Origin of the sequence: Actinoplanes teichomyceticus ATCC 31121 (assembly GCF_003711105.1) — a bacterium.
GTDB classification, from domain to species: Bacteria; Actinomycetota; Actinomycetes; order Mycobacteriales; family Micromonosporaceae; genus Actinoplanes; species Actinoplanes teichomyceticus.
The window spans coordinates 6,442,459-6,465,150 of the sequence record NZ_CP023865.1 but is presented as its reverse complement, the minus strand read 5'-3'; the positions used below and the strand labels follow the sequence as shown (position 1 = coordinate 6,465,150).

Sequence of the window (22,692 nt, the reverse complement as noted above, 5' to 3'; positions counted from 1 at the left end):
AGACGTGTCGCAGCGCCACCCGGACAGCGCCCGGCGCCGGCCGCCGCAACGGCCACCATCGGGCGCTACCCCGCCTGCTCGTCAGCACGGGGGCACCGACGTGCGGGCGGGCGACGCGCAGCAGAGTGAGAGGGGCGTGCAGAGGCGATTCATGCGGACGAGTGGCGGCCATCGCCAGCTCCACCTCCCTAAGATCTGCTGACGTGTCGGACAGAGTGCGGTTTTAAATGGTGACGGGCCGTCTAGCCTTGCTCGCTGCTGTAGCGGTACGAGCTCGGGTACGGATCACGTCAGCCGAAAGTCGCGCAGCGACGACAAGCTAAACACCATCGCCTGGTCGGGGATGCCAGCGAGTGGCATTCGATCGTCGGTGTCTCCGATCATTGACGCCGCCTGCGAGGCCCGCCATGACCGGTTATGCATAATCATTATTCATAGGAATAGTGGCGGCTCGGAGAGAAGCACGCTTTAATGGGCAGTTCTATGTGGGCGAAGCCGAGGGCCCAGGACTCCTGCACCGGAGTGCACTTGCGGGGAAGCGGTTGTCGCCGTGTCGACGGCCGGACGAAGTGGCTCTTTCGGCGGAGCTCCGCAGGGAGCCCTTGACTCAATCGATAATGCTCGATGATAAGCGGTATCCTCCGCTTGATCTGGCGAGTACTCCGTGTCGAGCATCCAGAAAGGGGTCACATCATGCGCGCGAGAGGGGGCCAGTGTTCTCGGTGTAAAGCGCGCCTGGCGGCGGATAGCCCGGCTCGACAGTGCTCTGCGTGCTTGCCGGTGGTGTTGCGACGTCAGCAGGGGCCGCCGTCGGTGACTGGCGACTTCTGGCAGCATCCAAGCATCCAGAAGGCCGTGACTGAGCGGCACATGGGCCGGGTGCTTGCCGCATACCGTCGTCACCCCGAGCACGGCATGCCTATTGCGCAGGAGGTGGTGGGCCGTTGGGCAGGGATGAGCCAGGCTCAGATCAGCCGGTACGAGACCAGCACCTCCGACAAGCAGATCGACCGCCTCCAATTCTGGGCCCGACTGTTGACCATCCCGGATGAATTGCTCTGGTTTGCGATGCCGGTCGGCTCTCGTGACGAAGGCGGTCAGCGGGCGGGCACGGAGGTCGTACGAACACAGATTCGGGACCGGACGGAAGCCGGGGAGCCGGCCTTCTCAGAGCTTCGGGCAGGCACCCCTGATCCGAGACGCTGCATCACAGCAGATGATGACGTTGAAGCAGCAGGACGGGACTGCTCGACAGCGCCCCGTTTGCCGCGGCGATCTGAGGCCCCAGCTGGCCATTCCAGCGCGGACGAGCATCTCCTGTCGGAGCTCGCCGGCCTACGTCGCCAACTCGATGAGGCGTTGGCAGCCTCCAGCGTTTCGATGCGGCAGATAGAGCTGATCGAAAGATCAACCCGAGGCCATGTCAACGACTACCCGGCGACCCCGCCGACAGTCATGCTGTCCAGGATCGCCACCGAATGCGCTGAGGTCACGGCTCTATCCAGGCGTCGTCAGCCGGCCTCGGTCCAGGCTCGGTTGTCCAATTGCGCAGCGTTGCTGGCGACACTGTGCGCCGATGCGCTCATGCGACTCGGACAGACAACCGATGCGCAGCTGTGGTACCGAACAGCGATGCTCGCCGCGGATGACACTGAGCGGCCGGCGCTCAGGGTCCTTGTTCGCGCCCAGGCCGCGATGTTGCCGTACTACTTCGGCGACCCCAGGCAGACGGTGCAACTCGCGGATGAGGCACTATCGATATCTGCCAAACCGTGTCGATCCAGTGCGTTGGCTGCTGCCTCCCGAGCACGGGCATTGGCACGTATCGGTGACACGGAGTCCGCCCGCGACGCAGTGAAGCAGGCACGCGCGCTGTTCGACGAGGTCGGCGGAGACAACAGCGACGCGGCTTTTCACTTCCCCGTTAAGCGGTTCCTGTTCTATCTCGCCGGGGCTGCTACCTGGATGGGAGACACTGAGGCCGCCTACCGGCTGCAGGACGAGGCCCTGGCGCTCTACCGGACAAGTAGTACAGCGTCTATCGACCCGGCATTGATCCTTCTCGATCGGGCGCGTTGCCTGGCGGATAACGCCCATGCGGATGAGGCTGCCACAGTGGCGCACGACGCAGTTGCCATGCTGCCCGAACGACAACGCACCGAGATAGTTTTAGCTCGAGCTCACGAGGTGGTCTCGGCGGTGCCACCTGCCGAACGCCGTGGACCGGTGGTGGACCTTGACGACTATGTTCGTGAGTGCCGTCGGCGCACCCGTATGTTGGCGGGGGGTCGAGCCGCTCTCGACGGGTAGGGGTGTCCATGTTCGTGGAGCAGCGGACTCGGCCGGTGCTCGCCAAGGTCTGCCGTCTGGTTGACCGGTCTGCGGATGATGCGGTTCTTCTGCGCCACCACACCAACGCGGTGTACGCCGTCGACGATCTCGTTATCAAGATCGCGCCACCTGCCATCGGCGTGGATACCCTACGAAGGGTCGTCGACCTCGTGCAATGGCTCGCCAAGGCCGACTTTCCGACGGTCCACCTTGCTGCGGGTTTCGAACAGCCCCTGACTGTCGAGGGCTATGGCGTCACCGTGTGGGAAAGGCTCGACGGGGCCATCGACCGACCGGTGGAGACCGGTGAGTTGGGTGAACTTCTTCGCCGCCTTCACTCGCTGGAATTACCCCCTTGGCCGATGCCCCAACTGGATCCGATGCCCGGGATTCGTCACTCAATCAGTGCATCGGCCATCCTTGCCGCAGACGATAGAATTCTCCTGACTGAGCGCCTAGACGACTTAACCAGCAGGCTACGCACGGTGCGCTCCCCGCTGGGCTGGGGCCTCATTCAGACCGACCCTCAGATCCGCAATGCGTTGCGTCGACATGATGGAACCGCGGTACTCGCGGACTGGGACGGCGCCCGCATCGGCGACCGCGTCTGGGATGTCGCCACGGTAGCTGTGCACTGCCGCCGATTCGGCAATGATCACGGATTCGACGCCTTCGTTCAAACCTACGGCTGGGACCCTCGACACTGGGCTGAGTTCGAGGACCTGTGTCAGCTCCGTGAGCTGCAGATGATTACTACCAATGCACGCAAGTCCTTGCCAGGCACACCGGCAGCGGCAGAGGTGCACCGCCGTATTGCAGGCCTACGGCGAGGGAGCCGCGAGCTCACCGCGTGGACCATCCTCTGACCAAAAAAATTGAGCAGCAGAGTTGACGCTGGCAGCGTGCTGCAGGGCAGTGCCGGTGTCGCCGAGGGCGGCGTCGACGCTGATGCGGTACATGGCGACGGTGGTGGTGCCGAACGCGTCGACGCGGGGGCTGGCGTGGTCACCGGGGCCGGCGGGCGGTCGTGGCCCAAAAACGGCGGAGGCGTGAGCCACGCCCGGGTGTACCGGGGACCACCCCCGCGTGCGCGAGGAGCACCGACCGGCGCCGTTGAGGGTGCGCGACCAGTGGGGACCACCCCCGCGTGCTCGGGGAGCACGATCTCCAGCACCGACATGACGATGCCGAGCTGGGACCACCCCCGCGTGCGCGGGGAGCACGACGAGTTTCAAAGTCTCGCCGGTGACCCGCAGGGACCACCCCCGCGTGCGCGGGGAGCACGCCGGCGCCGCGACCGCGGTGACGGTGCCCGGGGGACCACCCCCGCGCGCGCGGGGAGCACTAGCCGATCCGCTTCTTCGCGTCCTGCTTGATGGGACCACCCCCGCGTGCGCGGGGAGCACGTGATCGCCGAGCTGCGCGCGGTGTCACGGGTGGGACCACCCCCGCGTGCGCGGGGAGCACCGGCGGGCAGTCGTACCGGTGGCGCGTCATGGCGGGACCACCCCCGCGTGCGCGGGGAGCACGCCCTGCGGATCGGTGATCTTCCGGATCATCCGGGGACCACCCCCGCGTGCGCGGGGAGCACAACGACTGCCCGGACTGCCCGGCGGCCAACCCGGGACCACCCCCGCGTGCGCGGGGAGCACTTGCCGGTCATCGACCCTTCAAAGTCGACCCCGGGACCACCCCCGCGTGCGCGGGGAGCACCCCATCACCGACCCCCGCCCCGGCGACCTCGTGGGACCACCCCCGCGTGCGCGGGGAGCACACGGGGGGCGTCCGGGCCTGACGCCGGGTCGAGGGACCACCCCCGCGTGCGCGGGGAGCACTGTCACTCCGGCCGTAAGGCCGTCGACCACCGGGGACCACCCCCGCGTGCGCGGGGAGCACACCTACCACAACCCGGTGACCGACAAGGCCGCGGGACCACCCCCGCGTGCGCGGGGAGCACGATCTCCTGACTGTTCGGTTTATCGAACAGGGGACCACCCCCGCGTGCGCGGGGGGGGCACCAGGGGTTCGGTTGCCCGCGCAGCCCAAGCCCGGGACCACCCCCGCGTGCGCGGGGAGCACCCTGCAGCACCGACGATGCCGAGGATCAGCGTGGGACCACCCCCGCGTGCGCGGGGAGCACAGCCCGATCCCGGACAGGTCGACGGTGGTGCCGGGACCACCCCCGCGTGCGCGGGGAGCACGGCACCACCGCTCTGCTCGCGGCGCTGCTGTCCGGGACCACCCCCGCGTGCGCGGGGAGCACTCAATCGACCAGCCCGCCACGCCCGCGACGTAGGGACCACCCCCGCGTGCGCGGGGAGCACACGTGCAGGGCGCCGGTGAACGCCCCGGGGTAGGGACCACCCCCGCGTGCGCGGGGAGCACATCCACTGCATCAGCCCGGAGCAGTCGAACGCGGGACCACCCCCGCGTGCGCGGGGAGCACGGGCAGGTCCGAGCGGGAGCGCTGGCTCGGACGGGACCACCCCCGCGTGCGCGGGGAGCACTCGTGCGCTGGCCGGCGACCCTGCTCGACCCCGGGACCACCCCCGCGTGCGCGGGGAGCACGAAGGATTCCTTGCCCTCGGGTTCGTGCGGTTGGGACCACCCCCGCGTGCGCGGGGAGCACGCGTCCGGCATCTGGCGTCTTGCCCGCGGGACGGGACCACCCCCGCGTGCGCGGGGAGCACGAAACCCGCGACGAGCGGGCCGTCGCCGGCCGGGGACCACCCCCGCGTGCGCGGGGAGCACCCCACTAGTACACCTCCGAGGTGAGGGATGCGGGGACCACCCCCGCGTGCGCGGGGAGCACCTCCGCATCGCGCTGCATGTCCGCGACCAGCCGGGACCACCCCCGCGTGCGCGGGGAGCACTCGTCCTCCCACTCGCCAGCGTCCGCATCGTCGGGACCACCCCCGCGTGCGCGGGGAGCACAGGTTCAACATCAACCCCGGCGAACAGGGCAGGGGACCACCCCCGCGTGCGCGGGGAGCACGGCATGGGCGTGCCGGCCCCGTCCGTTTCTCAGGGACCACCCCCGCGTGCGCGGGGAGCACCGCATCATCCCGACCGCGATGCTCGGCGCGTCGGGACCACCCCCGCGTGCGCGGGGAGCACATGTTCGCGCCGGGCACGTCCTTGAGCGTGGTGGGACCACCCCCGCGTGCGCGGGGAGCACTACGCCTCCGTTGCTACCGCGATCAGCGCTCCGGGACCACCCCCGCGTGCGCGGGGAGCACCCCACAGCCGCGGGAGCACACCGCGGCGAGCCTGGGACCACCCCCGCGTGCGCGGGGAGCACCACTGCCGTGTTCTAGGGGACAGGATCCGCTCGGGACCACCCCCGCGTGCGCGGGGAGCACCGCATGAAGATCCGGATCAACGATCCCAAACAGGGACCACCCCCGCGTGCGCGGGGAGCACTCTGGCTGCGAGCCGTTCATCCTGCTGAGCCAGGGACCACCCCCGCGTGCGCGGGGAGCACATCATGTCGTTCATCGGCGTACTGGCTGCCGCGGGACCACCCCCGCGTGCGCGGGGAGCACACAACCGTAGGCCGGGACCACCGTAAGCCACTGGGACCACCCCCGCGTGCGCGGGGAGCACTACTTGTAGCTGATCCGGCGCCCAAGGGCGTGGGGACCACCCCCGCGTGCGCGGGGAGCACGCCGACGATCCGCACAACTTCCTGGCGGACGGGGGACCACCCCCGCGTGCGCGGGGAGCACGTACGCCCGAGCCAGGGCCGCCCACGGTCTGCTGGGACCACCCCCGCGTGCGCGGGGAGCACCAGCGCCCGGATGGACAGCTCGCCGTGGCCGGGGGGACCACCCCCGCGTGCGCGGGGAGCACCCGAGCACGCCGCCGACGGTGTCGCTGATGCAGGGACCACCCCCGCGTGCGCGGGGAGCACCTTGGTGGCCAGCGTGTAGGTGCCGTTGCTGCGGGACCACCCCCGCGTGCGCGGGGAGCACTGGGTACCGGAGGCGGTGGAGTGCCTGGCCCTGGGACCACCCCCGCGTGCGCGGGGAGCACCTCGCCTGGCCGGCGCCGCTGGTGCTGACCGCGGGACCACCCCCGCGTGCGCGGGGAGCACGCGCTGCACGTCGTCCGCAACATCCTCGATCAGGGACCACCCCCGCGTGCGCGGGGAGCACTCTGTTCATCGTGACCATCTGCGGGTCTACCCGGGACCACCCCCGCGTGCGCGGGGAGCACACTTCCTGACCTGCGGGAATGTAGTGCCTGAGTGTTGTTTTTATTCACTCGTTTCCCGTTAGAGGCGACATAGGGCGTGATGGCTCCCCTCCCTCCTACCGCCGACGAGCTTGCCCCTGAGACCAACGCATGTTACGTCACCTGGAAGAAGTATCGATACCGACAGAAAGTAACTATTTGCTTATACGGGTAGAAGGCGCGCCTCGGTCGTCTGGGGAACCGTCATACCTCCGTGCTTGAATCCGCAGCCGTGGACATCGCTTCCGAATTGAGTTCCGCAGCGCGGACGGTCTGGGGTAAGTCGGGGGACCAGGTGCAGCCGCTTCCGTTGTGGAGGCATCTTGCCGATGCGGCCGAGGTTGCGGGGTCGCTGTGGGATGAGTGGCTGCCCATGGCGGTTCGTCAGCGAATCGCCGACGAGATGCCTTTAGGTGCTGCGGATGGCCGGGTTCTCGTTCAATGGTTGGCGGGTGTCCACGACATCGGCAAGGCCACACCGGCGTTTGCCTGGCAGGTGCCGTCGCTGCGGGAGCGAATGCGTTATCAAGGCTTCCGTTTCGATTCCCAAGTGGAGGCTGACCGTCGTCGTGCTCCGCATGCGACCGCCGGCTTTGTCGTGCTGACGGACTGGCTGGTTCACCGGTATGGGTGGCATCGTTCGGCGGCGATACCGCTGGCTGTTGTCGTTGGTGGCCATCACGGTGTCCCCCCAACGGATTCGGAGATTCAAGGGGTGCTGGATGCTCCCTATCTGGTCGGGGTTGAGAGCCCGTGGCCGCAGGTCCGCGCTGAATTGCTGGAGTGGATGACGGTCCGGCTCGGCGCGCAGGGTCGCTTGGAGGCGTGGCGTGATGTGATCCTTTCTCCGCCGGTGCAGGCGTTGCTGACCGGCATTGTCATCGTCGCGGACTGGATCGCTAGTAACGAGGAGTACTTCCCGTACCAGCCGGTGTTCCTTAATGGCTCAGACCGGCTTGCCGCAGCGTGGGAGGCCTTGGATCTGCCTAGTCCTTGGTCCGCTGTTTCTCCGCCAGCCGATGCTGACGTCCTGTACGCGACGCGTTTCGAGTTGCCGGAGGGTGCCCGCCCTCGTCCGGTGCAGCGGGCCGTGGTCGATGCTGCCCGGCAGATGCCCGTTCCCGGGTTGTTGATCGTTGAGGCGCCGATGGGGGAGGGCAAGACTGAGGCGGCGCTGGCCGCTGTGGAAGTCTTGGCCGAGCGTAGTGGTGCCGGTGGGTGTTTCATCGCCCTGCCGACCAGGGCGACTAGTGATGCCATGTTTTCCCGGGTGTTGGGGTGGCTCCGGCGTTTACCGGATGCCGACATCGGTCGCGGCGCGCATGGAGTAGCGCTGGCTCACGGCAAGGCCCGGCTCAACACTGAGTTCACTACGTTGTTCAGAGCGCCGCTACCAAGCGGGATCGGGATGGACGAAGGTGGGGCCAGTGCGGCTGCACACCGATGGCTGGCGGGCCGCAAGCGGGCGATGCTTGCCGGCTTCGTGATCGGCACCATCGATCAGCTCCTGTTCACGGCGCTCAAAAAGCGGCACCTGGTCCTGCGGCACCTCGGCCTGGCCGGCAAAGTCGTGGTGATTGACGAAGCACATGCCTATGACGTTTACATGAGCCAATACCTTGACCGGGCGCTGGAGTGGCTGGGTGCCTATGGAGTGCCGGTGGTCGTGCTTTCCGCGACGCTGCCAGCGCGTCGGCGTGCCGAGATGCTGCAGGCGTACGACAACGGTCGGTTCGGATCGGAACCGCGCCCGCGCCGCCGTAGGCGTACGGGAAGCGGTGAACCGTCGCCCTATCAGGCGCTGCAGGAGGATATGCGGTATCCGCTGCTGAGCTTCTCCGGAGTGGGCCGGGCGCCGACGGCTGTTGCGTGTGACTCCTCCAGCCGAACGGCGCGTGTCACCGTTGAGCGGCACGGAGATGACCTGGTGCTTCTCGCCGAAACCTTACGAGAAGCGCTGGCCGAGGGTGGTTGCGCCCTGGTGGTGCGCAACACCGTCACCCGGGTTCAGGAGACGGCCGACGAGCTGCGACGACAGTTCGGCGACGAACTCGAGGTGTCGGTCGCCCATTCACGATTCATGGGACCTGACCGGTCTGCCAAGGACCGCTGGCTCGTGGATGCGTTCGGTTCGCCTGAGCACCTCGCTCGCCTGGGCAGGCAACGCCCCGGCCGGCACGTCGTGGTCGCCAGCCAGGTCGCCGAGCAGTCGCTGGACATCGACTTCGACGTGCTCGTCACCGACCTGGCGCCGGTGGATCTGATCCTCCAACGCATCGGCCGGCTGCACCGGCATCGCCGTAACCGACCGGCGCCGCTGTCGCAACCGCGCTGCCTAATCACCGGCGCCGACTGGGACGCCCAACCTCCAGCCCCGGTCAGTGGGTCTCGTGCGGTGTATGGGGAGTCCAATCTGTTGCGCGCCGCGGCCGTCCTGTGGCCGTACCTGGCTGAAGACCGGGTGCTCGAGTTACCCGCTGACATCTCGTCACTCGTGCAGGCCGCATACGGCGGTGGCCCGGTCGGGCCAGGCCAGTGGCAGGCTCGGCTGCAGGAGGCTGCCGAGCGCGCGGAGAAGAAGGAATCCAAGCGGACGCAACGCGCGAATGACTATCGTTTGGGCAAAGTCGGGGCAGCGGGATCGGATCTGCGCGGGTGGCTGGCCGGTGAGACCGGCGACGCCGAACGCGGCTCCGACGACGCGAGGGGTCGCGCGCACGTTCGCGACGACGGGCCCGAGACGCTCGACGTGCTGGTCCTGGTCCGTACCGGTGAGGGGCTGCGGACGCCGTCCTGGCTGGCGGAAAACGGCGGCGCTTTCGTTCCTACCGACGTGATCCCACCAGCCTGGCTGGCACGTACGGTCGCTTCCTGCACGCTGTCGCTTCCCGCGGCGATGACGTCAGGGCCAGGGCAGATGGACCGGCTCATTGACGAGCTGGAGCGGCGCGCCTACTACCCCGCGTGGAAGGACAACCCCTGGCTGGGTGGCGAGCTGATCCTCGAGCTCGATGAGGCTGGGACGGCGAACATCGCCGGCTTCTCCTTGGCATACGACAGATTCGACGGCCTGCGCGTGGCACGGGATCCCTCATAAGAGGGACATGTTGGACCAGTGCGCGGTTGCGGCGCGCCGGACCTACATCGATTGGCCTGCTCAACCCCCGCCTACGCGGGGAGCACGTGGATGCCTGAAGCAATACCGGGCCACCCCACCCTCACGGTGGGCTACCGATATTGGCCCTGAAGTAATACGTTCGACCACACGTTACGGCAGCTCCTTGATGGAGGTCGTCCTACATGTCCGACACGCCGCCTACCTTCCCTCTGATCGATGAGCCCTGGCTCGCGGTGCTGTACCGCACCGGCAGACAGGACACGGTCTCGCTGAAGCAGCTGTTCGCCGAGGCCAGCCGGATACGCGCGATCGTCGGAGACCTCCCAACCCAGACCTTTGCGATCCTACGGCTATTGCTAGCGGTCATGCATCGCTCGCTGGAGGGGCCGGCGGATGAGCGGGAGTGGCGCCAGCTCTGGCAACGGCCGAGCCTGCCTTCCGCCGACATCGACGACTACCTGGACGATTTCCGGGACCGGCTAGATCTGCTGCACCCGGTGACGCCCTTTTACCAGGTAGCCGATCTGCGCACAGCCAAAGAGGAGCCGGCCGGGTTGCAGAAGCTGATCGCCGACGTGCCCAACGGAACACCGTACCTGACCTCACGCGTGGGACCGGGCCTGTCAAGGATTACACCTGCGGAAGCAGCGCGATGGCTGGTGCACTGCCAGGCATACGACACCTCCGGCATCAAATCGGGTGCGGTCGGTGACCCCCGAGTCAAGAGCGGCAAGGGATACCCCATCGGCACGGGCTGGTGCGGCAACCTTGGCGGACTGTTCCTCGAAGCAGATTCACTGCGCGAAACGCTGCTACTCAACCTCATCCCGCAGAACTACCTGGGCCTCGCAGGAAACGATAACGATCTACCGGCCTGGGAACGTGAGCCGCTAAACGCCGCGGAGGAAGACGTCCGTACGCGCGGCCCCTTCGGCCCGTTGAGTCTCTACACCTGGCAGTCGCGGCGAATCCGGCTCTTCGGCGACGCGGCGACGATCACTGGCGCGCTGATCGCCAATGGCGACCCGCTGGACGCCACAGACCGCCACCACCTGGAACCGCTGACCGGCTGGCGTCGCAGCGAAAGCCGGGAGAAGAAACTCAAACGTTCCCCGGTGTACGTGCCCATCCGTCATGACCCGTCTCGTGCCCTGTGGCGCGGTCTCGAGGCGCTGCTACCGACCGCGACGACCGGCACGAGCAAGACCGGCGCACTGCAGCTGGCCCCGACCGTCACCAACTGGCTGGCCCGGCTGCGCTACGACGAACACCTACCCGCTGATGCCCGGATCGCCGTCCGCGCGGTTGGCGCGGTGTACGGGACTCAGCAGTCGGTCATCGACCAGACCGTCGACGATGCGCTGATCATGTCGGTGCAGGTTTTCCACCCCGATGCCCGGCTGCGGACTCTCGTGATCAGCAGCGCCGCCGACGCCGAATCTGGCGTCAAAGCGCTACGGACGCTGGCAGCCAACCTCGCTCGCGCCGCCGGCGCGAAGGGTGACGCCCCGGCAAAAGCCGGCTCGCGTGCCGCCGACGCAGCCTTTGCCGTGCTGGATCAACAGTTCCGTCGCTGGCTCGCCAGCCTCGGCCCGCAGACCGACATCGCCACCGCCCGCGCCGACTGGCAGGACACCGTCCAACATCGGCTACGCACCCTGGCAGCCGATCTGATCAGCCAGGCAGGGCCGGCGGCCTGGACCGGGCGGGAGATCGGTGGGGACAAACCACAGTTCATCTGCGCATCCCTGGCCGAGATCTGGTTCCGGCGGCGGCTCAACCATGATCTACCGCTGGCCCGGCCGAGCACCGGCGACGCGCAGACCCTCGACACCGAGGAGGTATCAGCATGACCGCCGAAGCCACGTCTCCACCCCCCACCGCTGGTGGTCGCCGACCGCCGGCACGGCGCCGTCAACCGTTCGGCAACCACGTAGCCGCCACCACCGCCGACCTGCAAACCCGCCTACTACAGAGCCGCGAGAGCAGCGCGGTCGCCACCATGGCCCGGCTACGTGCTGCGGCCACCAAGCCCCCCGGCGCCGACTACACCGTGCTGACCGTAACCCGCGTTCCCGATCGCTTCCACCAGTTCCCACCCGGCGACGAACCCACCCGGCAGGAGTGGGCCAAACACACTGCGCTGACCCTGTACGCCGGACACCAACAGTCAGTCAGCGCCCCGATGCATGTCGACGGCATAGGCCTCGGCGCGGCCGTCAGCAGCCTCGCCCGCAAAGCTGACAGCCCGGAAGCGGTACGCCGCCGATTCTCCGCCCTTGGCAGCGCCATGACCTACGACACGGTCATCTACCACGTGCGCGGGCTGGTCACCCTGCTCAAGCAGCACCGCATCCCGCTCGACTACGGTGCCCTCGCCGACGACCTCGTCCAACTGCAATGGCCGGACGGCCGTGACCGCGTCCGAGCTCAATGGGGCCGCGAGTTCTACCGCACCTTCACCGCCCAACCCACCAGCGACGACTCCCAGGAGTGACCATGACTCGTACAATCATCGACGTCCACATCCTGCACACCGTCCCCCCGAGCAACCTCAACCGGGACGACGCGGGCTCGCCCAAGACCGCCGTCTACGGTGGCGTGCGCCGAGCACGCGTCTCCAGCCAAGCCTGGAAACGTGCCGTCCGACTGGCCTTCGAAGATCACCTCGACGACGAACAACTCGGCGAACGCACCAAGCGCGTCGGCGAAGCCATCGCCGCGCGCATCACCAACCTCGACCCGGCTCTCAAGGACGAGGCCGCCACGCTCGCCTTCGACGTGCTCAAAGCAGCCGGGCTGGCCAAGAAGGAACCCAAGAACGGGACCCAAGCCGAGTCGGAATACCTACTGTTCCTCAGCCACCGTCAACAGCAGCGCCTCGCCGAACTCGCCGTGGACAGCGCCCGTGCCGGCAAAGCACCCGAGGGCAAAGCGGCCAAGGACGCCGCCAACCGCGAGCACTCGGTGGACATCGCCATGTTCGGCCGCATGGTCGCCGACGTCAGCGACATCAACGTCGACGCGGCCGTACAGGTCGCGCACGCCATCAGCGTGCACGGCGTGAGCAACGAGTTCGATTACTTCACCGCTGTCGACGACCGCAAGCACGACATCCAAGAAACCGGAGCCGGCATGATCGGCTCCATCGAATTCAACTCCTCCACCCTCTACCGATACGCGACCATCGACGTCGACCGCCTCCAGGAAACCCTCGGCGACCCGGCCGCCACCAAGAACGCGGTACAAGCGTTCCTTCTCGCTTTCGCTCTCAGCATGCCGACCGGCAAGCAGAACACCTTCGCCAACGGAACCCGCCCCGACGCGGTAGTAGTCCAGCTACGCGACACCCGGTCGATCAATCTGGTCGGCGCGTTCGAGGAACCGGTTGGTGACCAGACCGACACCGCCGGCCGAGTAGGCCTCGCGGCGCAAGCGCTGGCCGACTACACGACCCAAGTGCACCAAGCCTACGGCGACGAACCAGTCGAGGCATGGGTCACCCACGTCGGTCCCCGCACCGCACCCCTCGCCACCCTCGGCACCGTGCTCCCACTGCCAGGGCTGGCCGAGGCCGTCGCGAGCAAGGTAGCCGAACGGATCGGCGGACGACCGTGAGCGTGCTGCTGATGCGGCTGGCGGGGCCGTTGCAGGCTTGGGGGACCCGCAGCCGCTTCGTGCACCGACACACCGAGGCCGCACCCACCAAAAGCGGTGTCATCGGCATGCTTGCCGCGGCCCGCGGCATACGCCGTACCGACCCGCTGACCGAACTGCTCGAGGTTAGCTTCGGTGTCCGTATCGACCAGCCCGGCCAGGTCATCCGCGACTTCCAGGTAGCCCGCACACTCGACGGACGCACCAGCATGCCGCTGACCTACCGCTACTACCTGGCCGACGCCGTATTCCTGGCCGCAGTCAGCGGCGGCCGGGCACTGCTGGATGGGCTCCACGACGCGCTCACCCACCCCCACTTCCCCATCTTCCTGGGCCGCCGCTCATGCCCGCCAGCCGGTGTGGTCAGCCTCGGCGTCCACGACGGCGAGCTCACCGAACGGCTCGCCACCTGGAATTGGCAGGCATCAGCCTGGCACCAGCGCGAACACAAAAGCCAGCGCACCGTACGGCTGGAAATCCTGCGCGACGCGCACGACGGCGACCCGATCACCGAAACCACACCAGACGAACCCGTCAGCTACGACCCCACCCACCGCCAGCACGGTTGGCGATCCGTCGTACGCGAACACACCGACGTCAATAACCCGCTCTTCCGGCCAATCACCGACCACGATCCGATGGACGCCCTCGAGGGATGGTCATGTACCTGACCCGCTTCCGCATCAACCCCGCCCGCCGCGACGCCCGCAAGCTGCTCACTTCACCGCAGGCCATGCACGCGGCAGTCCTGGCCGGCTTCCCTCACCCGGAAGACCACACCCGATCCGACGCACGCACACTATGGCGCCTCGACCAGAGCACCGACCGGCAGATCACCCTGTACATCGTCAGCCCCGGCCAACCTGACCTCACCCACCTGGTCGAGCAGGCCGGCTGGCCCACCATCGACACATGGCTCACCCGCCCCTACCAGCCCTTCCTCGACACGCTGCAAAACGGTCAGCAGTGGGCCTTCCGCCTGACCGCCAACCCCGTACGCAGCGGACGACGCAAGGACGGAGACGACACCCAGCGGTACGGCCACCTCACCGCCGACCAGCAAACCCGATGGCTGCGGGAGCGCACCGAACGCAACGGATTCATCATCGCCGACCAGCCCGACGGCCAGCCCAACCTCCTGCTGCACCAACGCCAATCGCTGCGCTTCACCCGCCGACGCGGCGAACGGCCCGTCAGCCTGGTCACCGCCACGTACGACGGCGTACTGACAATTCAGGACGTCGACGGCTTTCGCGCCGCGCTGACGCGCGGCATCGGCCACGCTCGCGCCTACGGATGCGGCCTGCTTACCCTCGCACCAACGGGCCGGCCATGAACATCCCCGGCGTGCCGCCACCACAGCTTCCCGAGCTCACCCGGGCGCAGGACCGCATCAGTTTCCTCTACCTGGAACGATGCGTCATCCACCGAGACGCGAACGCCATCACCGCCGCCGACGACAAAGGAGTCGTTCACATCCCGGCGGCCACCCTGAGCGTTCTCTTGCTCGGGCCGGGGACATCGATCACTCACCAAGCCATGACTCTGATCGCAGACAACGGGGCGACGGCCATCTGGGTCGGCGAACGAGGCGTGCGCTACTACGCTCACGGCCGCTCTCTCGCCCGATCCAGTCGCCTGCTCATCGCCCAGGCGGCTGCCGTCTCCGACCGGACACGCAGGCTCAATGTCGCCCGAACCATGTACAGCATGCGGTTCCCCGGCGAAGACACAGCACGTTTAACCATGCAACAACTACGAGGCAAGGAAGGCGCCCGAGTCCGCCGCTGCTACAGGGAGCACTCCAAACGAACCGGAGTGCCCTGGAACCAACGTGACTACAACCCGGACGACTTCGCCAGCGGCGACCGCATCAATCAGGCACTCTCCGCTGCACACGCCTGCCTGTACGGCGTCGTGCACGCCGCAATCGTCGCCATCGGCGCCTCCCCAGGTCTCGGATTTGTCCACACAGGCCACGAAAGATCCTTCGTCTATGACATAGCAGACCTTTACAAGGCCGAGGTCACCATTCCCGTAGCCTTCGACATCGCCGCCAGTGACTCCACCGACATCGGCGCGGACACCCGCAGGGCCGTACGTGACCGCGTCCACGACGGCGCCATCCTCGACCGTTGCGTACGCGACATCCGCGCCCTCCTGCTCACCCCGCAGTCAGGCGCCATCGAGGAAGACTGGCTAGACGCCGACGAGGTCAACCTCTGGGACGAAAGTGGAGCCGACATACCGGCTGGCTTCAACCACGGGTCCGAGTACGAGGTCGATTTCTGATGACCGTCATCATCTTGACCTCGTGCCCGCCCGGCCTGCGCGGGCACCTGACCCAATGGTTACTCGAGATTTCCGCCGGCGTATACATCGGCCACGTCAATCCACGCATCCGCCGACGACTTTGGCACCGCGTCATCGAACTGTCCGGACCCGGTCGAGCGCTACTGGTCTACCAGCAGCCCGGCGAGCAACGACTGACCTTCGAAACGCACGATCACGACTGGGAGCCGGTCGACTTCGACGGCATCACCCTGATGCGACGTCCGACCCAACGTAGCACCTACAACCCAGCAGCCCCCCAAGGATGGAGCAGCGCTAGTAAACGGCGACGCTTCGCACGCCGATCCCCGAACACCTCCACCACACGGACTGAACAAATTCCGCCAAGTTGACCTATAGAATCCCAGGTCAGGAAGTGTGCTCCCCGCGCACGCGGGGGTGGTCCCGACAGCGCGCAGCTGGGCGTCACGGTGGCCCGGTGCTCCCCGCGCACGCGGGGGTGGTCCCTTCACCGTCCCGACCGAGCTGAAGGCCCGGCTGGTGCTCCCCGCGCACGCGGGGGTGGTCCCCGGCGCATCGTGCGCCGGCCGACGGGCCCGGCGTGCTCCCCGCGCACGCGGGGGTGGTCCCGGCTCGGCGAGGGCCTTGTGTATGGCGTCGATGTGCTCCCCGCGCACGCGGGGGTGGTCCCCTTCTTGACCAGGACGCCGACATGGACTTCGGGTGCTCCCCGCGCACGCGGGGGTGGTCCCAAGACGCCGTACGTCTGCAACTCGGGGCCGTGGTGCTCCCCGCGCACGCGGGGGTGGTCCCAAGACGCCGTACGTCTGCAACTCGGGGCCGTGGTGCTCCCCGCGCACGCGGGGGTGGTCCCAGCGCAGACGCGGCACGGGAGTTCCTGGACAAGTGCTCCCCGCGCACGCGGGGGTGGTCCCCGGGACTTCTCGCACCTGGTCGGCGCGGAGCTGTGCTCCCCGCGCACGCGGGGGTGGTCCCAGCGACGTGTGGCGTGCCACGTTCTAGATAAGGTGCTCCCCGCGCACGCGGGGGTGGTCCCGGCACGCTCGCCGAGCGGATCACGGAGTGGTCGTGCTCCCCGCGCACGCGGGGGTGGTCCCCTGAAGGAGAAGCTGGCCGGCTGGAAGTGGTCGTGCTCCCCGCGCACGCGGGGGTGGTCCCGACCGGGGCGTCGCGCGCAACATCGCGGGCACGTGCTCCCCGCGCACGCGGGGGTGGTCCCAGGCTGAGGTCGGCTCCGCACGGTCCGAGGTAGTGCTCCCCGCGCACGCGGGGGTGGTCCCAAAAAGCTCGCGCCGAGCCGGGCGGCGGGGACGTGCTCCCCGCGCACGCGGGGGTGGTCCCCCGTTCGAGGCGGCAGCGAAGCGGTACGAGCAGTGCTCCCCGCGCACGCGGGGGTGGTCCCCCGGGCGACACCCTCGCTGCGTTCACCCGGTGGTGCTCCCCGCGCACGCGGGGGTGGTCCCTGGTGCTGACGGACGCTCTAGTGCGGGCCGGGGTGCTCCCCGCGCACGCGGGGGTGGTCCCAGCCAGGCCCGGCCGGGCGGGAGTTGCTGCAGGTGCTCCCCGCGCACGCGGGGGTGGTCCCGGCGCCAAGCGGCGGCCGCCGCGGTGGTCGAGAGTGCTCCCCGCGCACGCGGGGGTGGTCCCGTTCCGCGGGCCGGTGGAAGCCGTGTTGTCGTGTGCTCCCCGCGCACGCGGGGGTGGTCCCTGGGCCTGGACGTACGCCTCCAGGCCCTCATAGTGCTCCCCGCGCACGCGGGGGTGGTCCCCATTGCCTGGGTGCGGATCTCCTGGGACAGCCGTGCTCCCCGCGCACGCGGGGGTGGTCCCGATGACCGATCAGAAAGCCCCCGACGGTCCGAGTGCTCCCCGCGCACGCGGGGGTGGTCCCAAGGACGCGATGGGTGAGTTCGAGGCTCACATGTGCTCCCCGCGCACGCGGGGGTGGTCCCGCGTCGGCCAGGTCCCCGACCGTCCGGAACGCGTGCTCCCCGCGCACGCGGGGGTGGTCCCACCACGCAGTACTGGAACCGGTCGGACTACACGTGCTCCCCGCGCACGCGGGGGTGGTCCCTGACGTTCGACCCTTACCCGAACGACACGCCTGTGCTCCCCGCGCACGCGGGGGTGGTCCCGGGCGGGCGAACCGGGGGGCGTTGCGGCGCGGGTGCTCCCCGCGCACGCGGGGGTGGTCCCGCGTACCGGGCACGCCACGGCCGGGCCCCGATGTGCTCCCCGCGCACGCGGGGGTGGTCCTCGTGCGACGAGACGCAGCGATGACCAGGACTTGTGCTCCCCGCGCACGCGGGGGTGGTCCCCAGGTGGGCTAGCACCGCCGAGATCGCGAAAAGTGCTCCCTGCGCACGCGGGGTGGTCCCGCAATGCCACACGCCAACCCCGGGCCGCGGTCGTGCTCCCCGCGCACGCGGGGGTGGTCCCTGCGCCGCCAGCTCCGGGTCGGCCATCGCGGTCGTGCTCCCCGCGCACGCGGGGGTGGTCCCCCGAAGACGGCGAACACTCTGTACGCCCAGCTGTGCTCCCCGCGCACGCGGGGGTGGTCCCGCCGGCCGAGGGTTGCCTACTGCTCCTCGTCGGTGCACCCCGCGCACGCGGGGGTGGTCCCTACAAGTGGCTCATCATCGGCGGCGTGCTCGGGTGCTCCCCGCGCACGCGGGGGTGGTCCCGACATCCAGAAGGTCATGGGCTGATGAATCTGGTGCTCCCCGCGCACGCGGGGGTGGTCCCCGATCAGCGTCCCGAACGGCGCGACTTTTCAGGTGCTCCCCGTGCACGCGGGGGTGGTCCCGTCGTGCAGCGCAACGCAGCCGGGGAAGCCGCGTGCTCCCCGCGCACGCGGGGGTGGTCCCGTCAACGCGGCGGCCGGGTGGTACGGGTCACCGTGCTCCCCGCGCACGCGGGGGTGGTCCCTGGCGCAGCAGCGGCGACGGCACGATCTCCATGTGCTCCCCGCGTACGCGGGGGGTGGTCCCGGGCCGGCCGCGGACAGCTAGACATGCCCTGGGCCCCCGGTGCTCCCCGCGAACGCGGGGGTGGTCCCTCCGCGCCGGCACCCGGGCCGCCGAGCCAGTCGTGCTCCCCGCGCACGCGGGGTGGTCCCAAGGGGGACGGGACGATGTCCATGTCCTGGTAGTGCTCCCCGGGCACGCGGGGGCGGTCCCCATTAATGACGAGCAGGCAGTGACAGTTTCGGGAGGTCATTAGTCGGCTGCCGCTCATCAGCATGATGGAAGGCCCTCACTGGGCAGATCCGTAAACTCGATCATGGATCGGGCAATCCATCTCGACTACGGTCGGTGACTGTGAGTCTGGCGGTGTTCCGCTGATGAGGGAGCAGCGCGGTAGTAAGGAGGCCTTGTCTGGACTGTCTTTCGGCGGTCTTGTGCCTCCGCGCTGCTCCCCACGAGGTGTCTTGCCGAGGTTCTGCGGGGAGCAGGCCTTCCCGGTTCGGCTGGCCGTCGGGCATCGGCCGAGGTGTCGCCGGTGGGGGAGCAGCGGAGGTCTTCCCGGTGAGCGTGTTTGTGCTGCTCAGTATCTGTTCTTGTTGGTTGTGGGGAGCACCGTGGCGATGAATTCCGCGTTTCTGGTGGGGGTCGTGCGGCGCTGCTCCCCAATCCGGGTGATCGGTGGGGAGCAGGTGGGGTGGTTACTGGCAGTGCTAGGCGGCGTCGAACAGCGTTCAGTAGCGTCGGGTGGCATCGTCTGACCAGGCCTGATTTGCGTTGTTCCTGGTCAGTGGCTTGATCGGACTACGTTCACACCGGAGAGGTCACTGGTTCGATCCCAGTATCGCCCACATAGTCATTCAGCTGTAAACACCCGCCGTCATAGATCATGACGGCGGGTGTTTTGCCATGGTTCGGGGCGCAGGGCCGGTTGTCTGATTGCGGGTGACCTCTCCTGATCGTGATTTGTGCGTTCCCCCCGTGACCGCCACCGTGTCGGGACAGTGGTCCTCGACCGGATTACGGGTCGCCGGTGTTCTCCCGGCGTGGTGCAGGCAATCGACGAGGCGTTGCTCGGCGACGGGGCTGACGTGGCTGTCCATCCCCCGGACGCCGGGGTGGACCCACGCGACGGTGACCTCGCCAAGGCTGCGCCGATTCGGGTTCTGCACACCGCCGCCCGCCTGACCCACGGCCAACGCCGCCGCCGGCTACCCATCCCCGCCAGCTGGCCCTGGGCCGCCCGACCTCCCGCGGCGTTCACCCGGATCACCGCGATCCGGCACCCGGCTGACTCCACTCAGCCCCGACCTCACCACCGGAGAACCCGAGGAGACCACCCCTGCCGCGACAGGCGGCCCCTCACCCTGCCCAGGACACGCCAGCCATCGCCAGCGCGATCGATCAGAGCGCCTGGGAGGGCATGTTCTTGCTGGCCCGTGCTGAAGATGCGGCCGGCGACGGTCTGCGCAGGACGCTCCCCGAGGGTTGCGGCCGACGACGCGCCTTGTCGGCGGCGAATCCCGAGGCGCTCGGCCGGCGGCGTCGCCCCCGCCTCTCGGTGGGCGGAGTCAGTTCAGGGCTTGTCCCGTTCCTGGAAGTCGACGATGGCTTCGCCGTTGTCTCGGGCCCAGTCGGTCAGGACCTTGATCGGCTCGACCAGGGTCTGCCCGAGTGGGGTGAGGCTGTACTCGACGCGTGGGGGTGCCTCGGCGTAGGCGTGGCGCGCGACCAGGCCGTATGCCTGCAGGCGGCGCAGGGTCTGGGTGAGGACCTTGTGGGAGATGCCGCCGATGAGTTGGGCCAGGTCGCCGGGGCGCTGAGGTTGCAGGCTGAGCGCGAACAGCACGATCACCGCCCACTTCTCGGCGATGATCTCGATGGCCAGGCGGGCGGGGCAGTCAGCGAGGAAGACCGGGCCCGGGGCATGGTACACAAGGGTGAAAGGTACCAGCGGGTTCCTATCGGCTCCGTAGCGTCGCGCGGTGAAGCCCATCAGGAACACAGGGAGCCATCCATGCCACGAGTAGTCGTGTTCGACGAGACCGGCGGTCCGGAAGTTCTGCGCGTCGTCGACGAGCCGGTCGTCGAGCCCGCAACCGGCGAGGTACGCGTACGGATCGAGGCTTTCGCCGTCAACCCGCTCGACCAGATGGTCCGGGCTGGGCAGTCCCCGCGGCCGGTGCAGTTGCCGCATGCGCGGCTGGGCGTCGAGGGGACCGGTGTGATCGACGCGCTCGGATCCGGGGTGAGCGGGCTGGCCGTCGGCGAGCCGGTCATCCTCGGTGCGATTCCCGACTTCGAGACCAGGGGCGCGTACGCTGAGTACACCACGCTGCCGGCCGACCGTGTGGTGCCACGGCCCGCCGGCCTGGAGCCCGTCGGTGCGGCGGCGCTCTGGGTGTCGTACTTCACCGCTTACGGCGCGCTGGTGGAGAGCGCCGGGATGCGGCCCGGGGACCAGGTTTTGATCACCGCGGCGTCCGGCGGTGTCGGACGTGCCGCGATCCAGATCGCCAACCAGATCGGTGCCGTGCCGATCGCGGTCACCCGGCAGAGCGCCAAGGTGGAGAGCCTGTTGGGTGCCGGAGCCGCTGCGGTCATCGCCACCGACCGGGAGGACATCGGGGAGGCTGTCCGGCGGCACACCGGTGAGGTGGGCGCCGACATCATCCTGGACGCCGTCATGGGCCCGGGACTGGCCGAGCTGTCGCTGGCCGCGAAGCTCGGCGGCACCTTGGCCACGGTGGGCCGGCTGGATCCGCGGCCGGCGTCGTTCCCGGCGAATCCGTCGCTGACCATCTATCGCTACATGGCTTTCGCCGACATGGCCGACCCGGTGACCGTCCGGCGCGTCGCCGCGTTCCTGGCCGCCGGTGTCCGTACCGGCGTGCTGCAGCCGGCGGTGGACCGGGTGTTCGCGTTGGACGACATCATCGAGGCGCACCGATACCTGGCGAGGGGAATGCCGGTGGGCAAGATCGTGGTGACGCCGTAATCGTCGGCGAGGCGCCGGAGGCGCCAGCGCAGGCGGTGGAGAGCTGGGCGGTGGGCGGCCCGAGACCCTGGCCGATGGTTTCGGCGATGTCCCTGGAGCGCGGGTTCGAGCAGACCACCGCCGCCGACATAGCTCAGCGTGCCGGAGTCAACCCGCGGACGTGCTTCCGCCACTTCCCCGACAAGCGCGAGGTCCTCCTCGCCGGCGAAGCCGACCTGCGCACCGCCCTGACGCAGTACGTGAGCGAGGCGCCCGATGGCCTGACACCGGCCGAGGTGCTGCTGCAGGCCTTCGGCAGAGCGGCACACATCCTGGAGGAGAACCGGTCCTTCGCCGAGCCCCGGCTCGCCCTGAGCGCCGCGACGCCGACGCTGCGCGAACGCGACCTTGCCAAGGGCGCGGCGATGGCCCTCGCCGTCGCCGAAGCACCGCGTCGTCGCGGCGTCGACGGCCGGCTGGCCGATCTGGCCGCGCACACCGCATGGGCCGCCTTCCACCACGCGGCCCAGAACTGGATCGACGACCCCGGCCCACGGCCACCGGCGCACCTGACGGCGGTGGCACCCCGGCTATGCGGGACCGCGGAGGCCGGCCTGGTAGGCGATGACCACGAGTTGGGCGCGGTCGCGGGCATCCCATTTGGTCATGGCGTGGTTGACGTGCGTCTTGACGGTGAACGGGCTGAGGGTGAGGCGGTCGGCGATTTCGGCGTGCCGCAGCTGTTCGCGGTGTCCGGCGACGGATACGGCTTCGGAGCCGGTCTCACCGACATCGGGCGGTACCTGTTGCCCGCCGCCGCGATGGCGGCGCTCAGCGGGCCGCTGGGCGGGCTGGGGACGCGGCGCCTCGGCTCGACCGCCGTGGTCGCCGCCGGCATCGTTCTCATGACGGCCGCGCTGATCGGCATGGCGTTCGTCCACACCGAGGTCTGGCACCTGGTCGTCGGCAAGGCGCTGATCAGCCTGGCCAACGGCGCCTGCATCACGGCGCTGGTCATCCGGACCGCCACCGCCGTCGACGAGGGCACGACCGGCACCGCCACGAGCCTGGTCCTGGTGATCCGGGTCCTCGGCTTC

13 protein-coding genes, 2 pseudogenes and 2 CRISPR repeat arrays are annotated in these 22,692 nt (G+C 68.8%); of the genes and pseudogenes, 13 read left to right on the top strand and 2 right to left on the bottom strand.

From position 1 onward, the window contains the following. Positions 1–813 precede the first annotated feature (813 nt). The 11 genes and pseudogenes from ACTEI_RS28340 to ACTEI_RS39445 form a co-directional block, all read left to right on the top strand. Positions 814–2,310 carry an NsdA family TPR-like regulatory protein gene (locus tag ACTEI_RS28340; protein WP_122980451.1) on the top strand — a complete coding sequence of 499 codons (1,497 nt, stop codon included), beginning with the start codon at positions 814–816 and terminating at the stop codon, positions 2,308–2,310. A gap of 8 nt (positions 2,311–2,318) precedes the next feature. Further along, positions 2,319–3,197: a phosphotransferase enzyme family protein gene (locus tag ACTEI_RS28335; RefSeq protein ID WP_122982459.1), complete on the top strand. Its 879-nt coding sequence runs from the start codon at positions 2,319–2,321 to the stop codon at positions 3,195–3,197. 206 nt (positions 3,198–3,403) lie between these two features. After that, positions 3,404–6,549: direct repeats of the CRISPR family, unit length 29 nt; unit sequence GGGACCACCCCCGCGTGCGCGGGGAGCAC. 250 nt (positions 6,550–6,799) lie between these two features. Further along, positions 6,800–9,664 (top strand): CRISPR-associated helicase Cas3', encoded by a 2,865-nt coding sequence (gene cas3 / locus ACTEI_RS28330; protein ID WP_164466154.1) that lies wholly within the window; start codon positions 6,800–6,802, stop codon positions 9,662–9,664. Positions 9,665–9,867: 203 nt separating this feature from the next. Then, the gene (casA, locus tag ACTEI_RS28325) at positions 9,868–11,538 is read left to right on the top strand and encodes a type I-E CRISPR-associated protein Cse1/CasA (RefSeq protein WP_122980450.1); all 1,671 of its coding nucleotides are present in this window, start codon (positions 9,868–9,870) and stop codon (positions 11,536–11,538) included. After that, positions 11,535–12,182: a type I-E CRISPR-associated protein Cse2/CasB gene (gene casB, locus ACTEI_RS28320; protein ID WP_122980449.1), complete on the top strand. Its 648-nt coding sequence runs from the start codon at positions 11,535–11,537 to the stop codon at positions 12,180–12,182. Before casA ends, casB begins: the two co-directional genes overlap by 4 nt. A gap of 2 nt (positions 12,183–12,184) precedes the next feature. Next, a complete protein-coding gene (gene cas7e, locus ACTEI_RS28315) occupies positions 12,185–13,303 on the top strand; it encodes a type I-E CRISPR-associated protein Cas7/Cse4/CasC (RefSeq protein ID WP_122980448.1) in 1,119 nt (372 codons plus the stop codon). Then, the gene (gene cas5e / locus ACTEI_RS28310; protein ID WP_122980447.1) at positions 13,300–14,013 is read left to right on the top strand and encodes a type I-E CRISPR-associated protein Cas5/CasD; all 714 of its coding nucleotides are present in this window, start codon (positions 13,300–13,302) and stop codon (positions 14,011–14,013) included. The genes cas7e and cas5e overlap by 4 nt, the downstream gene beginning before the upstream one ends. Further along, on the top strand, positions 14,004–14,678 hold the full coding sequence (cas6e, locus tag ACTEI_RS28305; RefSeq protein ID WP_122980446.1) for a type I-E CRISPR-associated protein Cas6/Cse3/CasE: 675 nt from the start codon (positions 14,004–14,006) through the stop codon (positions 14,676–14,678). The genes cas5e and cas6e overlap by 10 nt, the downstream gene beginning before the upstream one ends. Then, complete coding sequence (gene cas1e / locus ACTEI_RS28300) at positions 14,675–15,634, top strand: type I-E CRISPR-associated endonuclease Cas1e (RefSeq protein ID WP_122980445.1); 960 nt, start codon at positions 14,675–14,677, stop codon at positions 15,632–15,634. Before cas6e ends, cas1e begins: the two co-directional genes overlap by 4 nt. After that, on the top strand, positions 15,634–16,026 hold the full coding sequence (gene cas2e / locus ACTEI_RS28295) for a type I-E CRISPR-associated endoribonuclease Cas2e (protein WP_122980444.1): 393 nt from the start codon (positions 15,634–15,636) through the stop codon (positions 16,024–16,026). The genes cas1e and cas2e overlap by 1 nt, the downstream gene beginning before the upstream one ends. A 25-nt stretch (positions 16,027–16,051) precedes the next feature. Further along, positions 16,052–17,973: direct repeats of the CRISPR family, unit length 29 nt; unit sequence GTGCTCCCCGCGCACGCGGGGGTGGTCCC. A gap of 1,775 nt (positions 17,974–19,748) precedes the next feature. Next, positions 19,749–19,907: pseudogene (locus ACTEI_RS39445) on the top strand (IS1380 family transposase); the annotation flags it as partial. A 287-nt stretch (positions 19,908–20,194) separates the two neighbouring features. On the opposite strand, the gene ACTEI_RS28285 reads toward ACTEI_RS39445, so the two are convergent. Further along, positions 20,195–20,554, bottom strand: a complete 360-nt coding sequence (locus ACTEI_RS28285) for a winged helix-turn-helix transcriptional regulator (RefSeq protein WP_203723797.1) — start codon at positions 20,552–20,554, stop codon at positions 20,195–20,197. An 81-nt stretch (positions 20,555–20,635) separates the two neighbouring features. On the opposite strand from ACTEI_RS28285, the gene ACTEI_RS28280 reads away from it, so the two are divergent. Both ACTEI_RS28280 and ACTEI_RS38675 read left to right on the top strand, forming a co-directional pair. Beyond that, positions 20,636–21,616, top strand: a complete 981-nt coding sequence (locus ACTEI_RS28280; protein WP_122980443.1) for a zinc-dependent alcohol dehydrogenase family protein — start codon at positions 20,636–20,638, stop codon at positions 21,614–21,616. A gap of 74 nt (positions 21,617–21,690) precedes the next feature. Next, positions 21,691–21,768: pseudogene (locus tag ACTEI_RS38675) on the top strand (TetR family transcriptional regulator); the annotation flags it as partial. A gap of 417 nt (positions 21,769–22,185) precedes the next feature. On the opposite strand, the gene ACTEI_RS39230 reads toward ACTEI_RS38675, so the two are convergent. Continuing rightward, positions 22,186–22,536: a helix-turn-helix transcriptional regulator gene (locus tag ACTEI_RS39230; protein ID WP_307837897.1), complete on the bottom strand. Its 351-nt coding sequence runs from the start codon at positions 22,534–22,536 to the stop codon at positions 22,186–22,188. Positions 22,537–22,692 lie beyond the last annotated feature (156 nt).

Excerpts from the sequence above, each read along its gene's own strand:
- ACTEI_RS28335 (WP_122982459.1), top strand. The coding sequence starts at position 2,319 with ATGTTCGTGGAGCAGCGGACTCGGCCGGTGCTCGCCAAGGTCTGCCGT.
- casA (WP_122980450.1), top strand. The coding sequence starts at position 9,868 with ATGTCCGACACGCCGCCTACCTTCCCTCTGATCGATGAGCCCTGGCTC.
- casB (WP_122980449.1), top strand. The coding sequence starts at position 11,535 with ATGACCGCCGAAGCCACGTCTCCACCCCCCACCGCTGGTGGTCGCCGA.
- cas7e (WP_122980448.1), top strand. The coding sequence starts at position 12,185 with ATGACTCGTACAATCATCGACGTCCACATCCTGCACACCGTCCCCCCG.
- cas6e (WP_122980446.1), top strand. The coding sequence starts at position 14,004 with ATGTACCTGACCCGCTTCCGCATCAACCCCGCCCGCCGCGACGCCCGC.
- cas1e (WP_122980445.1), top strand. The coding sequence starts at position 14,675 with ATGAACATCCCCGGCGTGCCGCCACCACAGCTTCCCGAGCTCACCCGG.
- cas2e (WP_122980444.1), top strand. The coding sequence starts at position 15,634 with ATGACCGTCATCATCTTGACCTCGTGCCCGCCCGGCCTGCGCGGGCAC.
- ACTEI_RS28280 (WP_122980443.1), top strand. The coding sequence starts at position 20,636 with ATGCCACGAGTAGTCGTGTTCGACGAGACCGGCGGTCCGGAAGTTCTG.